This window comes from Massilia cavernae, from assembly GCF_003590855.1.
GTDB classification, from domain to species: Bacteria; Pseudomonadota; Gammaproteobacteria; order Burkholderiales; family Burkholderiaceae_D; genus Telluria_A; species Telluria_A cavernae.
In genome coordinates this window covers 17391-32340 of record NZ_QYUP01000002.1, presented here as the reverse complement: position 1 = coordinate 32340, position 14950 = coordinate 17391, and the positions used below count along the sequence as shown (strand labels likewise).

At 61.4% G+C, this 14950-nt stretch carries 12 protein-coding genes and 2 pseudogenes; 5 read left to right on the top strand and 9 right to left on the bottom strand.

The genetic code is table 11. The annotated features are described in order from the left end of the window. The first annotated feature begins 369 nt into the window (after nucleotides 1–369). The 5 genes and pseudogenes from D3872_RS00140 to istB all read left to right on the top strand — a co-directional run bounded on the left by D3872_RS00140 (nucleotide 370) and on the right by istB (nucleotide 5344). Complete coding sequence (locus D3872_RS00140; RefSeq protein ID WP_229459081.1) at nucleotides 370–1458, top strand: ImmA/IrrE family metallo-endopeptidase; 1089 nt, start codon at nucleotides 370–372, stop codon at nucleotides 1456–1458. Then, complete coding sequence (locus D3872_RS00135; protein ID WP_119808893.1) at nucleotides 1445–1924, top strand: DUF4411 family protein; 480 nt, start codon at nucleotides 1445–1447, stop codon at nucleotides 1922–1924. Before D3872_RS00140 ends, D3872_RS00135 begins: the two co-directional genes overlap by 14 nt. Nucleotides 1925–1979: 55 nt before the next feature. Continuing rightward, nucleotides 1980–2255, top strand: coding sequence for a hypothetical protein (locus D3872_RS25130; protein WP_147373745.1), 276 nt, complete (start codon nucleotides 1980–1982; stop codon nucleotides 2253–2255). Nucleotides 2256–2981: 726 nt separating this feature from the next. Beyond that, nucleotides 2982–4512 (top strand): annotated as a pseudogene (gene istA, locus D3872_RS00125) (IS21 family transposase). A gap of 80 nt (nucleotides 4513–4592) precedes the next feature. Further along, nucleotides 4593–5344, top strand: a pseudogene (istB, locus tag D3872_RS00120) (IS21-like element helper ATPase IstB). A 379-nt stretch (nucleotides 5345–5723) separates the two neighbouring features. Here istB and D3872_RS00115 read toward each other — a convergent pair. From D3872_RS00115 to D3872_RS25460, 9 genes are all read right to left on the bottom strand, one after another. Next, on the bottom strand, nucleotides 5724–6803 hold the full coding sequence (locus D3872_RS00115) for a DNA-binding protein (RefSeq protein ID WP_119808891.1): 1080 nt from the start codon (nucleotides 6801–6803) through the stop codon (nucleotides 5724–5726). A 366-nt stretch (nucleotides 6804–7169) separates the two neighbouring features. Then, complete coding sequence (locus D3872_RS00110) at nucleotides 7170–7961, bottom strand: 4'-phosphopantetheinyl transferase family protein (RefSeq protein WP_119808890.1); 792 nt, start codon at nucleotides 7959–7961, stop codon at nucleotides 7170–7172. 25 nt (nucleotides 7962–7986) lie between these two features. Further along, a complete protein-coding gene (locus D3872_RS00105; protein WP_220476840.1) occupies nucleotides 7987–8214 on the bottom strand; it encodes a DUF1737 domain-containing protein in 228 nt (75 codons plus the stop codon). Nucleotides 8215–8266: 52 nt separating this feature from the next. Beyond that, nucleotides 8267–9544 carry a tetratricopeptide repeat protein gene (locus D3872_RS00100; RefSeq protein WP_119808889.1) on the bottom strand — a complete coding sequence of 426 codons (1278 nt, stop codon included), beginning with the start codon at nucleotides 9542–9544 and terminating at the stop codon, nucleotides 8267–8269. 74 nt (nucleotides 9545–9618) lie between these two features. Next, the gene (locus D3872_RS00095) at nucleotides 9619–10866 is read right to left on the bottom strand and encodes a cation:proton antiporter (protein WP_119808888.1); all 1248 of its coding nucleotides are present in this window, start codon (nucleotides 10864–10866) and stop codon (nucleotides 9619–9621) included. A gap of 40 nt (nucleotides 10867–10906) precedes the next feature. Further along, nucleotides 10907–12436, bottom strand: a complete 1530-nt coding sequence (locus tag D3872_RS00090; RefSeq protein WP_182915623.1) for an AMP-binding protein — start codon at nucleotides 12434–12436, stop codon at nucleotides 10907–10909. Between the two features lie 52 nt (nucleotides 12437–12488). Beyond that, nucleotides 12489–13445, bottom strand: coding sequence for an amidohydrolase family protein (locus tag D3872_RS00085; protein WP_182915622.1), 957 nt, complete (start codon nucleotides 13443–13445; stop codon nucleotides 12489–12491). Nucleotides 13446–13565: 120 nt separating this feature from the next. After that, a complete protein-coding gene (locus D3872_RS00080; RefSeq protein WP_182915621.1) occupies nucleotides 13566–14399 on the bottom strand; it encodes a class I SAM-dependent methyltransferase in 834 nt (277 codons plus the stop codon). Next, nucleotides 14396–14950, bottom strand: a complete 555-nt coding sequence (locus tag D3872_RS25460) for a GNAT family N-acetyltransferase (protein WP_182915620.1) — start codon at nucleotides 14948–14950, stop codon at nucleotides 14396–14398. The genes D3872_RS00080 and D3872_RS25460 overlap by 4 nt, the downstream gene beginning before the upstream one ends.

Genomic DNA, 14950 nt, shown 5'->3' with positions numbered 1-14950 from the left:
GCTTATCCAAACCCCATGACAGTTGCGCTGTAGCCGCTGCATGTCTCTGTATCCCGGTTGAAAGTGAAACTAACCGAAAGATACATGGTGTTGAATTGATGCTTGTTCCGTTGGCACTCCGCCGCAGAGCAATACGACTGCTGAGGGGTTTGCGGACGTGGCTGAAAAGCCCTGCCGCACGATACGCACAGCTTGTTCTTCATCTTCTGCGCCATACACACGATGGTGAATTGAGCATGCCCGACGAATCGACACGCCGGGGCTGTGACATCAGTTTGCCATCACTATGACATGTATAATTTAATCACAATGGAACGAATTCACTCGATCAACCCGACCCGAATAGCTTGGTGCTGTGCTGACCATGGCATGACGACGGGCGACCTCGCGGCTGAACTCGGCATTGCCCCGGCAAGCATCGAACGCGTGATGGATGGCGAAGGTGGGATGACCTTCAATCAGCTCAGCAAACTTGCCGAGTATTTTGGTCGAGGCGTATTGTTCTTCCTGGAGCCAGGTCCGGTCGATGAGGACCACGTGCACACCCTCGCCTTTCGGACGCTCGCGAACCAAAAGCCGGAACTGACGGCGAAGATCAAGAAGTTCATCGAGCGCGTGGAGCACCAGCGTTCGGTCTTCTTGAGCTTGCGCGACGAACTGAGCAATCAGGACTTGCCGCAGTTCACTGCGCCAGACCTTCCGCGTGACAACCCACGTGAAGCTGCCCGTATGGCACGGGGCTGGCTGAACCTGAACGGTATGAACACGTTCGACACATATCGCGATGCTGTCGAAGCTCAGGGCATTCTGGTATTCCGTAGTAACGGTTATAACGGCAAGTGGCAGATCGCGAAAGAAAACCCGATTCTCGGATTTACTCTGTACGACCCTGCATGCCCAGTGATCGTGGTCAAGAAACAGCAATGGGAACCACAACAATCGTTCACGCTCATGCACGAGCTGGGACATCTCCTTTTACATCGTGCAAGTTCGATCGATGACGAAAACGATATGCAGTCGCATCGCGGCCTTGAGCGTGACGCCAACGCGTTCGCCGGACATGTGTTGGTCCCTGACGAATTCTTGGCCGGAATCGATGACACGAATCGTCCAGGCGACGTCGCAGAGTACGACACGTGGCTGGATCGCGAGCGCAAGGCATGGGGTGTAAGCGGCGAAGTGATCTTGCGCAGATTGCTTGATAGCGGGCGACTGTCGCAACGCCAATACGCTGCCTACCGCGAATGGCGGTCGAACTTGGTCATCCCAGAGGGTGACAGTGGATCGCGCGCTTACCGTCACCGTGAGCCCAAGCATATTTTCGGGGACACATTCGTACGCACGGTGTTGAACGCGCTCAGCGGGCGCTACATCACGCTCGCGAAAGCCAGTAGCTATCTCGACGGTTTGAAGCTCAACGATCTGCACCAGCTGGAACGGCACTATGCAGGTGTTTGACGCGTCCTCCATCGTCTACGCTTGGGACAACTATCCCGTTGCTCAATTCCCCGGCATGTGGCGCTGGATGGCCGCTCAGTTAGTCGACCAAAGCATTGTGATGGCAAGCGTTGCGCTGACGGAAGTTGGGCATGTAGCTCCAGAGTGCGCTCAGTGGCTTGAAGAAAACGGCGTCGGCACACTTCCAATGACCGATGCAATCCTCCAAGATGCCCTGCGCATTAAGAATTTGCTCGGGATCGTAAGCGATAAATACGGCGGTGGCGTGGACGAAAATGACCTGATGATCATCGCCACAGCTCGGTCTGCACGAGTACGCCTGATCTCGAACGAGGCGGCGCAACCTGGGCTGCCAAAGATCATGGCGAACTACAAGATTCCTGCTGTATGTGCGATGGCTGATGTAAAGGTTGAGTGCGTCAATTTCGTGGAATTCGTCAAGCAGTCAAAGGTCGTATTTGGCTAAAGGACGACGCAGCCAGCCCCGGCTTCACCGACGGTTGGCAAGACTGGATTGTCCTTTGCTGGTGCTTTCATGGAGCGGCCATCGCGTTGGCGTCTCTCGTGAAAAATTTGCTCAAGCAAAGTACCGTGCACCATCGGTTTTCGAGTACAAAAACTGGCCGGTCTTGGCCGGTCCATCGCACGAGATTGGCTACCGCTGCATGGAAAATGGTCAATGTGTGCTCGTCGAACGCTACATCAACAGGGTTGGCATGCTTGTGATAGATTTCATCCAACAAACCATGCCGCCCACCTGGTCCGTAGGCGAACCGCTATGGGCGCAACAACAATGATGCAGCTACGCTAGAACCTAAACTTGAAAATCCTTGTGTCGGTGGTTCGATTCCGCCCCGGGCCACCAAGAATATACCTCACGAAACGCCAACCATCACCGGTTGGCGTTTTTGTTTGTGGATTTCACAGTCCTCGTGTCCGGTCTATTTCCGGTATCCTGCCGTGCTAAAGCGCGACAAACGCGCAGTCACTCCGCTCCTGCTTACGACAGATGTACAAGAGGATTGCAAAATCTCGATCGACCGCGTGTCGCGGCACTCCAAGGCCATGGAAGCGCACAATAGCGCATGGGCTTCGTGTGATTACGCGGACGCTGATGACCGTCCGCTGCCTGACATTGCCATCGAAATCGACAATGAATTTGCGCACCATATCGCCCGCCGCATCGCCCCCCATGACGATGAATGCACTAACAGGCATGGCATTCCGGTTGGGCTAGCAGGGTGTCGGGCTTGAACCGTCGCAATTCCCTGGACTATTGAAACTGCCTGCGTATTCCGCGGCAAACTGGACACCCATTCCACGCCAAACTGGACACTCGTTCCACGGCAAACTGGACACGCATTCCGCGCCAAACTGGACACCCAGTCCAGCGCAAACTGGACAGTGATTCCGCTCCAAACTTGACAGTTTGAAGCGGCCTGAAGAGGCGTGTAGCAAGGGGATAACTGTGGCAACCTGCCGGATTTTTTCCGGAGGGTTGCTTGACCAATAAAAGGTTATCCATGCGCAAAATCCATGAAGTCCTGCGGCTCCATTTCGAGCACGGGCGTTCCAAGCGGGAAATCGCCCGCATCATCAAAGTATCGCCAACCACGGTGTCAGACTACCTGGCCCGCGCGAAGCTGGCCGGCTTGACCTATCCGCTACCAGGAGCACTTGACGACACAGCCCTCGAGCGGGCGCTGTTCCCGCCCAGCGAACCGTCGTCGGTGCAGCGCGCCGAACCGGACTGGCCCAAGGTCCATCGGGAGCTGCGCCGCAAGGGCGTCACGCTGGAGCTGCTGTGGCAGGAATACAAGGCCGAGCAGACCGAAGGCTTCCAGTACAGCGCCTTCTGCGACCACTATCGCCGCTGGCGCCAGCGCCTGACGCTGTCGATGCGTCAGACCCACACGCCGGGTGAACGGCTGTTCATCGACTACGCCGGCCAGACCGTTGGCGTCATCGATGGCAGCACGGGCGAGATACGGGAAGCGCAGATCTTCGTCGCCGTGCTGGGCGCATCGAATTACACCTTCCTGGAGGCCACCTGGAGCCAGCAGCTGCCCGATTGGATTGGCAGCCACGTGCGTGCACTCGACTTTTACGGAGGCTGCAGCGAACTGTGGGTGCCCGACAATTTGCGCAGCGGTGTATCGAAGGCGTCGCGCTACGAGCCGGACATCAACCCCACCTACCACGACCTGGCAGACCACTACGGCGTCGCCGTCCTGCCGGCGCGGGCCCGCAAGCCCAAGGACAAGTCCAAGGTCGAGAACGGCGTGCTGGTGGTGACGCGCTGGGTGCTTGCCCGACTGCGTCACCAGCGCTTCTTCAGCTTGAATGAACTCAATCGTGAACTGAAAGTGCTGCTCACCGACCTGAACCAGCGTCCCTTCAAGAAGTTGCCGGGTTGCCGCGCCAGTGCCTTCGCCGAGATGGACCAGCCCGCACTGCGCCCGCTCCCGCAACAGGGCTACGAATATGCCGAGTGGAAGGTGGCACGTGTTGGCGTCGACTACCACGTCGAGCTCGACGGCCACTACTACTCGGTGCCGTGTCAGCACGCCCCGTGTCCAGGTGGACGTGCGCGCCACCACGAACACCGTCGAAGTCTTTCTGCGCGGGCTGCGCATCGCCAGCCATGCGTACTGCGCTTTCAAAGGGCGTCACACCACAATTGACGCACACATGCCGGCGGCGCACCGCGAGGTCGCTGGCTGGAATGCCGAAACCCTGACCAGTCGCGCAGCCGCCATCGGCCCACGCTGCTCGGTGCTGGTTGAGCGCCTGCTGCATCAGCGGCGCCATCCCCAGCAGGCCTTCCGCAGTTGCCTGGGGGTGCTCTCACTCGGGCAGAAGTATGGCATCGCGCGGCTGGAGGCGGCCTGTGCACGCGCGCTTAAACACAACGCGGTGAGCTGGTCCAGCGTGCAGTCGATCCTCAAGAATGGCCTCGATCTCGAGCTGCTCACTGCGCAACGCACGCTCGATCTGCCCGAGCACGAGAACCTGCGTGGCGCGGCTTACTACCAATCGAATCATCTCCATTGATTATTAACTAAACAGTATAAACCGTTTATTTCAGATTCGACTGAGCGCTGCCAGCGCCCAGCCACCACCAAGGAACAACCATGTTGAATCACCCAACCTATGACAACTCACCCGCCTCAAGCTGTTCGGAATGGCGCGTGCCCTTCGCCGAGCAGAGCGGGCTGGATCTGGATCATCTCGGCTTCGATGAACGGCTCGGCCCTGCTGATCGACCATGAAGCCACGGAACGCGATGGCAAGGCCTTGGCGCTGCGCCTGCAACGCGCCAAGCTCAAACCGAATGCTGCTGCCGAAGACATCGACTACCGCCATGCGCGCGGCCTTGATAAGCCCTTGTTCCAGCGCCTTCTGAACGGTAACTGGCTGACTGCCCATCAGAACGTGCTGTTGACCGGCCCCACCGGCGTGGGCAAGACGTGGCTAGCCTGTGCACTCGCGCACCAGGCTTGCCGCCAGGGGTACAGCGCCTATTACGTGCGCCTGCCGCGCCTGCCGATGAGCTGAGCATCGGCCGTGCAGACGGCCGCTACAGCAAGTTGCTCAAGCAACTGGCCAAAATCGACACCTTGATAATTGACGATTGGGGCCTTGCCGTGCTCGACGACGTGCACCGGCGCGACCTGCTGGAAGTATTCGACGACAGGCACGGGTCCGTTCCACGATCGTCACCAGTCAAATTCCCATCGAGCACTGGCACGCCGCCATCGGTGACGCGACCTTGGCTGACGCGATCCTCGACCGCCTGGTCCACAACGCCCATCATCTCAATTTGAAAGGAGAATCAATGCGGAAAAAGCGTGCAGGTTTGACAAGTACCCACCAACAGGAGTAAAACCCAAGCTCGACCCCGCGCCGCATCGCCTCAAGTGTCCAGTTTGGCCTGGACCAAGTGTCCAGTTTGCGGCGGAACGACTGTCCAGTTTGCGGCGGAACAGGTGTCCAGTTTCGGCGGAATACGCAATCAGCTTTCTGTTGCAGCAAATAAGGGCTTTTTTGTCAGAAGACCCCCGCTTTTCGCAGGCTGGTAACAAATTTATGTCGCTGCCAATGCTTAACGCAGCACGACGCCGTCAGTTTGGTCACAAACTTCTGACGTTGCCTGTTTGGCTGTCCTCGCTTATACGGGATATGGTGCTGGCAGCCGCCGGCGTAGCAGCCTAGCCATGCAGTCTGCCGTCCAAATCCGTGGATAACACACTTGGTCCGCGGGTCTACGGCTCGCCGACAATCCTGGACGGCTTGCGCTGCCGTTTGCTGCCGTGCCCAAGCTGAGTGGCGCGCTCCGGGCGGGTTTTAGCGTCTGTCCGATACCTTTGCAGCTCCCCGCGTATCTCCTCCGCCCGGGCGCTATCGACGGCCGCCTGGAGTATCGCCGCCTCGAGCTGGACTCGTAGGGACTGAATCTCTGCACCCTCGCGGTTTCGTTCTTTGTCGAAAGTGTCGACCGAGTTTTGCAAGGCGCCGACCTGTTCGCGCAACTTCCCGATCGTTGACAGGGCCGCATTGTGGTCCGCATGCAGGCGCTCGCTTGCGGCGGCATGCGCACCTCGCTCTGTTTCGAGCGCCTTCTGGAGCCTCGCCGACGTCGTTCGCTCACGGTCAACTTCCAAAAGCGCGCGCTTTTCCATATCTGCGAAACGGTGCTCCGCCAAACGAGTGCGCTCAGCTAGCTTTTCCCGTTCGACCGCATACTCATCATGTGACTGATCGAGCCGCATCTGTACGTCCGCCAAACGCCCGCGTAAGTCTTCCAGACTCGCCTCAAGGCCCGCTTTTGTCGCCCCCGCTGCCGCCAGTTCTTGGCGAAGCTGGCCGACCAGTTCCTCGGCGCCACGTGCCTGCGCGCGAGCCTGCTCCAGCGCTTCCACGGCCTCTGCCTGGCCGGCCTTTGCCTGCGCTTCGCCAGATCTGGCGGCGTCGACCGCTGCGGCCGATTCCGCCTGAAACCCGGCCAGCGCATTCCGGGACATCGTCTGTGCCGATTTCCAGAGCGCCGCCACCACTTCACCGGCGGCCGACTGTAGGTCATCCGGAAGGTCGGCATGTTCGATTCTGACGCGGGAGCGTTCGCGCAGCGTGTCCCAAAAGTGGCTCAGCGCCTCGGTCGGCGCTGACATGCTGCCCTTGCGTACCAGTTGGTAGAGCTTGTTGGCGGTGGGCGTGATGCCTTGTCGGAAAAACAGCAGGACGCAGACCTCGCGGTACAGATCTTGGGTACGCGGGAAACGCGCACGCAGATCTTCGATCGCGGCGAGCAGGTCTTTTTCAGTGGATTGAATTGATAGGTCCATGGTGAGGCCTCCTGTCAAGTAAGCGTCGATAATATGACGTAATACGTTGAGAATCCAATCAATAACGCAATAAATATGACATTATTCTTATAATGTCGAATGCTATAGAATTCGATTTTCATTACTGGTTTTGATCTACCATTGGGAAGCGCTCCAACGCAAAGCTCATTGTCAGCGACTGCTCATCCTCCTCCCATAAGGAACTTTGATTGACCGGTACGCTGACATCTCCATAACCTGCCGAGCACCGTTTCTGCTCCGGGCTGACAAGATTACGTCCGCCAAGTCACCAACACGCAAGCACTTGGAGTAAATGGATCTCACGCTCAGTTGGCATCAATGCCGTGCTCGCCGCGTATTGCGCCGTCACGCCGGCACGCCCACCCGGCACCACACCAGCTCGACCGGCAGTTCCTGCTCGAATCCATAAATGCAATGGGTACACACCGTGTCGGCGTCGATCATGTCGTAACGCACCACCCGGACGTCGCCCTCGCGCAAGCAATTGCACAGCTCTTCACGCACTTCGAACGTCAGTGTACGGGCCGCGCCGTCGAACGCGCGCAGCTCCACAGCATCGAAGTCGAAATAGCGCCGGACCTTCGGGAACGCAGCCTTGAAAAAACTTTCTTTGGCAGAAAACACCAAGGTCAGCAGACAGTCCATGGGGTGCTCCAGCTGCAGCCCGGACAGATAGTCCATCTCGGCCGGCGACACTGCTGTCGACATCAGTACCGGGCGCAGTGCCGGGCCGATGACCGTTTCCATATCAATGCCGATGGCGCCGTGCACGGACGCCGGCGCAGCGATGGCGGCAGCCAGGTACCGGGTGTGGGAAATACTGCCGGTCACGCCGCGCGGCCATAACGGCTCGCGCATGGGGCCGGTGCCGATCTGGGCATCGGGTAGCCCCAGCTGCGCGAGCGCCTGGCGCGCCGCCAGCCGCCCGTAAAAATATTCGATTTGCCGGATCGGGGCGCTGCGCACAATCTGCGGTGGGAGGGTAATGCCGGCTTCGTCGAAACGCTCCAGCGCAAACCCGTCGACCTCGAGCGGCACCAGGTAGATGTTCAACGCAGGCGCGAGGGCAGCAACAATGCGCCCGTCCCGGCCCGGGTGCAGCCCGCTCATAAGCCGCACGGCACCAGGGTCGGCCATGGGGGCTCGTTTGATTGGCGCTCGGTCATGCCGCTCTGTCCTGCGCCGGCGAGCCCGGCGCCGCCACTACCACGTGGGGCCAGATGACGGCCTGCGCGACGATCACCCGGGCGCCGTCGAACGTCGCCGCCGGGCCGCCGTGCAAGACATAGCCTTGCGCCAGCACCGCGCTGATGCGCTCGCAGAATCCGGCGTCGTCCGGTCCCGTCAGCAGCCGGTAGACGGGAAGATTGTCGGGTGTTGCTACCATCATGTCAGTGTCCTTTTCATGGCGTTCTCGGCGATGCGTGGCAAGATGCCGGACATCAGTAAGTCAGGCCGGTGACGGCCATGATTGCGTGGTGGCTCAGCGCCGGCGCGGGCTGGTGCACCTTGGGCGAGGCGGTACGGCAGCGTAACAGTGCATCGCGGAGTGTCAACGACAGCAGCTCGCGCTGGGCGCCGCTGCCGCCGATCTTGGGCCACTGCGCCAGCGTCGATTCCAAGATAGAAACGGTCTCGGCGTAATTGCCCGCCGAGTAGTGATAAACCGCCGTCAGGATGGCCACGCCCACCTGGTGCGCGTCGTAAGGCACCCCTACCCCATCGCTGCGGTAGATCATTTTCTTGATCAGGAAAGGCTTGTTGGCGGCGCAGAAACACAGCGCCGCGTGCAAGTCGTGAAAGTACGAGATCGACGCGCCGATGCAGCCCGTCCAGCGATCCGCCAGTTGTCGCCACAGCGCGTCGTAGCGGTGATCGTTCGGATAGGCCATCTTGTGACGCCACAGAAAACCGACAATGTCCAGGTCCTGCTCTGCGTGCGAGCAAGCTCGCATCGAGGCGAAGTAGTCGAACGAGGCGCGCGCGCTGCCCGGCTGCCCTTGGCCCAGCTCGGCGATCGCCTTGTGCCAGTACACGTGCATGCGCATTCCGGGGTTGTCGATCCAGTCATGCTCGTGCTCGCGCAGAAAGGCGATGATGCTGGCATCGTCTTTCATCTCGTGGTACGCGTGGGTGATGGCATGCACCGCGTAGATATTGTCGCGTTCCAGGCCGAACGAGGCCAGTCCATGCTCGAGCGCGCTGTCATAGTCGCCCCGTTCGCACAGCACGAATGATTTGATGGCCAGATAATACGGGTACTGGCTGCCCTCGGCCAGCGCCCGCTCGTCGGCGCGGTTGAGCACGTCAAGCAGCTCGACCGTGCGGCCGGTGCAGAAATCCAGCATGTGCAGCATGAAGATGGCCAGCACGTCACAGTCGTAGCGGGCTATGTGGGCGACAAAATCGCGCCGCGCCGCCGGATAGTCGAAACTGGCCCAGTGGCCCAGCGCCTGCACGATCAGGCGCAGCGGTTCGGCTTCGCAGAGGGCGCCGCCGTTGGCCTTCAGGTACAGGCTGACGCGGGCGAAATCGCGCAGGTTGCACGAGGTGAGCATGTCGAAGTTGAGAAACAGGTCGGCATGCCGCGCCTGGCGCGATCCCTCCACGCAGTCCAGGTCGGCCAGGTCGTGCAGGGCCAGCACGCTGCGTGCAAGCGGCAGGCCGACCGTGGCGCAGATGCCGGAACGGGTGGCGCCGGTGGGTGATGTCAGTAGCATAGCGGGCCTTCGAAGTAGCGCAAATAAAAAATCGGAAACAAGATCACAATCCGGGATCGGCGAGCGGCATGGGCTTAGGGGGTCTGCGCCGGCACGCCGGCCAGCGGCGCGACCGGTGCCGGCGCGCCCAGCATCCCTTTCATCAGCGGGGCCGTGATCAAGGTGCTCAGCAATGCCATTATGGCCAGCGCCGAGAAGATGGGGCCGGAAATGATGCCGCCATCGAGCAGGATGTTGATGGCGACCAGCTCCATCAGGCCCTTGCATTGCATCAGGCTGCCCAGCGCGAAGCTGTTGCGCCACGAGTGACCCAGCACGCGGGCGGCCGCGCTGATGCTGAAAAACTTGCTCAACACGGCCGCTGCCGTGACGATCAGGGTGAGTTCGATCAGCGACTGGCCCTGCACCTCGATGCTCAGGCGCAGCCCGGTCATGATGAAGAAGAACGGCAGCAGCATAATGTGGCTGAAGTGGAGCAGCGAATCGCGCCAGTCCGCTAGTGCTTCGCGCGGCAGGATGGCGCCGGCCACGAAGGTGCCCAGTATCGGATGCAGGCCGATGTAGTCGGTGCTCACGGCCGACAGGAACACCACCGACACGGCCACGATGATCCGGTCGCTGGCGCTGCGTCCCGCGGCGGCCAGGCACCAGCGGCGCAGCAGGTAGCGCACCGGCCCGATCATCACCACCAGGTACAGCGCCAGCGCGGCGAGCAGCCCGGCCGGATGGGCGCCGCTGCCGTTCGATAGCGACAGGATCACGGCCAGGCCCACCCACATCCACAGGTCGTCCAGCATGGCGCTGTTGGTGGCCAGGTTGCCGATGGCGCTGCCGGCCAGGCCCGTCTCGCGCAAGATCGACACGAGCACTGGCAAGGCCGTCACCGACAGGGCCAGCCCGATGGCAAACGAGAACAAGCCGATGTCGGCGTTCGGTCCCAGCAGGACCGGATAGCGCAGCGCCAGCGCGTAGCCGACCGCGCTGCCGATCAGGCAGGTGCCGGAAAAGCCCACCACGCTCACGGGAATGAACTGCCAGGCCTTGCGGCCCGCCCCCCTGGGCGCCGACTCGGACCCGGTCAGCGCGATCAGCAGGCAAATGCCCAGCCAGCCCAGGCCGTTGAGCGAATCGGCCAGTGGGCCCGTGGTCAAGTTCATGTCGTGCCGGGCCAGCCAGGCCAGCGCGCCGCTCGATTGCAGGAGCAGCCCGACAATCAGTTGCACGAACACAAGCGGAAAGATTTTATCGATCCGGCATAGTCTGCTCAACAGCGTCGGCAGCGCGATGAATCCTATCAATGCGAGAAAAAAGTAATGATTCATGAAGTCGTTGGTCCGGGATGAGCGCGGGTGGCCGCGCAGGTTAGCAAAACAGTTCCTGTTCGTAGGTTCGGGCAATCGCTGTGCGGTTCAGCTTCATGTTCCGGGTCAGCATGTCGTTCTCGCATGTAAAATTTTCTGTCCGAATCAGCAGCCGTTTGATGGGAAACAGCTTGCACTCGTCGGCGTTGAGCCGAGCCACCCGCGCATTGACGCGGGCGCGTACCGCGTCGTCGAGCGCCTCGACGATGAGCAGCAAGCCCAGATACGGTTTGCCGTTTCCCATCAGCACCGCGTGCCGGACAAACTCCAGGTCGCGAAAGGCCTGCTCCACCGACTGCGGGTGAATCTTGTAGCCGGCCGAGGTGATCAACAGCTCCTTCTTGCGGCCCTGGATGAACAGATAGCCCTGATCGTCGAAATAGCCCAGGTCGCCCGTGGCAATGGCGCCCTCTTCCGTGTACACGGCGCGCTCGTCGTCGGGGTGCTCGGCGAGGTAGCCGGTGGTCAGCGCGGTGTCGGGGCGCAGGATGATTTCGCCGGCCTCGGAAATCTGCACGCTGCCCTCGGCCAGCGGCCGCCCGACCGAACCGATCACGTTGCGGCCCGGCAGGTTGCTGGAAATGGGGCCGTATTCGGTCATGCCGTACGCTTCGTACAGGGGAACCCCGGCGCACTGGTAGTCTTCCAGGATGGCCGGGGCAATCGGCGCCATGCCTGACCACATGATGCGCATGGCGCCGCCGAAGAACGCGCGCAGGCTGGTCGCTTTGTGGGCCGCGTCCGCGGCGCCCGCGCCGGCCAGTTGCCAGGCCGATTCATAGAAAATGGGCGGCGCCAGGAACAGGGTGCTGGGGCAGTTGCGCAGGGCCGCCATCACATGGCGCGTGTCGGTCAGGCAGATGCTGATCCCGTACAAAATGCAGCCGTACATCAGCAGTTTCTGCTGGTAGTTCGAGAGCGGCAGGAAGATCATGAAACGGTCGTCGGGCTGCGGCGCGAAGGCGCTGAAAAACACGGTGGCGTTATGCAGCACGCCGATGGGGTTGACGACGATCTGCTTGATCTTGCCGGACGTGCCCGAGGAAAAAATCAGGGCCGGAGCGCCCATCAGCTTGGCCGGCGCCGCCCGCGCGCAAGGGCCGGCACGGCGGTACAGCGCCAGGCCCGCGACCTGTCCGGCCGGCTCGAACTGCGCCATGGCGCCACTGTCGTGGCGATCGCTCTCGACGATCAGGTAGTCCAGGTTGTCGGGGCCGACCATGGCCAGCGTGGCGGCCACCGCGCTCTCGGGCAGATGCACCACGGTGCAGTGCGCGCCCAGCAGCGCCAAATCGATCAACAGGGCGGCCTGGCCGTTGGCCGCCACCACCCCTACCCGGTCGCCCGCGGCCACGCCGTAGTCCTGTAGCACGGCAATGGCATCGTTGACCTGCTGGTGCAGCTGGCCGAAGCTGACCTCGTGCGCGGCCTTGCCGCTGTAATAGGTGATGCTGCGCTGCGCGTTGGTGCGCAACAGGGCAATCAGGTCCGCACAGCTGGCGCCGGCGGTGGGTTCAGGTAAATCGGGCAAGTCGCTACTCCTCATGAATGTTGGGTAAAGCCAGTCTGTGCGGGCGCAAACATCACGCCGCCGCGCCGTCGGCCGCGGGGCGCGCCACCCGGGCCTTGGCCAGGATGCGTTCGATATTGCCGGCCAGGATCAGCTGCGCCTCGCGCACCGGTACCCGGGGGCGGCCCTGGTCTTCGCTGCGCAGCAGGTCGATCATGGTGCTGTTCAGGTGATATTTATTGATGGGCCAATCGGTGCCGAAGATGATCTTGTGGTTGATTCCGTTCGAAAACAGCTTGAGAAAATCGGCCAGGTGATGGGGATTGGCGGCGCTCCACTGGGCCCCGCTCAGGTCCAGGTACACATTCGGCCGGTAACGGCACAGGTTGACGCATTCTTCCTGGTAATTGACAGCCCCGTGCGCCAGGATGAAGCTGATGTTGGTATACCTGCGGGCCGGTCCGTCCACGTGCATCGGCACGGCCGGGCCGAACGCCAGCACGGGCGAGGTGGAACCTGTATGCAGCAGCACCGGCAGGTGATATTCCTGGCAATACTCATAGAATGGCGTGAGGGCCGGGTCGTCGGCCTGGTAGCCGCACGGCGGATACAGCTTCAGGCCGCGGAAGCCATACTGCTCCACCCCCCGCTGGAACGTGGCAAGGCCGTCGCGCCCCCAGCGCGGATCAACCCCGGCGAACACCTCGAAGCGGCCGGGATGGCGCTGCAGGATCTGCCAGTGGCGGGCGAACATCTCGTCCACGGTATACGCGTTGCCCTTGAGCGCATAGGTGAAATCAGGCAGTAGCAGCACCGATTTTTCGATGCCCAGCTTGTCCATCTCGCGCACCTGGATGTCCGCGTCATGATCCTGGTAGCCCGCCAGCAAACGCGCCATGGCGCGCTCGCGCGCCACGGGCACGGGCGACAGGTGCATCTGTTCCATCATGTTATCGACAATCCCATCCATGAATTCGGTGGGAATGAAATGGGTCGATGCCACGTGGGTGTGTCCGTCGATGAGTCTCATGTGCGTCGTTGCTTCCTGATTGCTTCCTGATTGCTTCCTGATTGCTTCCTGATTGCTTCCGATAGAGATGGCGGGGCGCCGGCGCAGCATGTGCGGCGCCGGCGCCCTGCCCGATGAACCTTACGCGCCCGGCGCGGCCGTGCCGGCCAGCTGGCCGGAGACGAAGAACACGCCGACCGCCGCCCAGCCTTCCGGCGCGAAAATGCGCTCGCGGATCTGGTCGAGCTCCTGTCTGGCGGTGGCCAGCTCGGCGTCCGGTATGCATTCGAGCTTGTAGCCGAACACCAGATCGCAGAAGGCATCCTTGCCGATCATGTCGGTCGTCACCATCAGCACGCTGCTCTGGATGTCGGCAAATCCGGACTGCTTCATGTAGCTGGCCAGCTTGCTGCCCACGTGGCGGTCGCCGCCGCGCTGGGCCTGGGCCTGGCCGGCGCGCGCGATGAAGGCGCCGAACTCCGGTGTATCGGGCGCAATGCTGAGCCAGCTGTCATCGATGTCGCAAATGCAAAAGCGACCCTTTTCGGCCAGACTGGCGCGGACATTGGCCATGGCGCGGATCGGATCGGACAGGTGCTGGAACAGCAGGCGCGAGTAGACGAAATCGAACTTGCCCAGTTCGGCGAGCGACTCGTCGTACACGTTGAGCAGCTTGACTTCGGCATTGGCAATGCCATTGGTGTCGAACTGGCGGCGTGTCTCGGCGATGCTGATGTCATTGACGTCGCCGGCCACCAAGCGGCACGGCGCCGTGCGCATGGCAATGGCGGTCGAGATGATGCCCGGTCCGCAGCCGATGTCAAGCACATGCTGGTGGTCGGCCAGGCCGGCCGCGCGCAGGTGCTCGATTTCCTTGTCCAGCACAATCGACGCTTGCGCCTTCAGGCGGCGCAGGGAGTCGTCGTTATCGCGGAAGTAGCCTAATTGGTATGAGTTGTCTACGATTGAAGTCACTGCGAATTCCTTGGTATGTGAATAGGGTGAATTGGTTCTTGCCGGTCGGGTCGGCTTGTCTGCGCCAGCATTTTTTGCATCCACACCATGTCGACCGCGCCCCCGTACAGGCGAGCAATGGCCGGCAGGCGCACCACTTCTGCAAAGCCGCACAAGGCGCTGCCGCGGATGCTCTGCACGTTCTTGCCCACGATGACGGCCATCAGCGAGTCAAAGCCCGCGCCGGTGGCGTGCACGATCAACTGCTGCAGCAGGCGGATGCCGAGCCCGCGCGAGCGCCTTGCCCGCGCGATATACACGGCCACTTCGGCGATCGCAGGGTCGTACGGCCGCGCCGAAAATTTCTTCAGCGCTCCCCAGCCCAGCATCGCGCCCTCCTCGTCCAGCTTGACCAGCACGATGTAGCGCTCGCTGCCGAAAAAATAGGCGTCCGCAAAGGCGGGGCCGGGCTGTTGCACGTCGTCGCAGTTGGCGTACACCTGGTCCGTGACGGCCTGGTTGTAGACATCGACCATGGCGTCGACATCGTTTATCGTTGCGATCCGGATCAT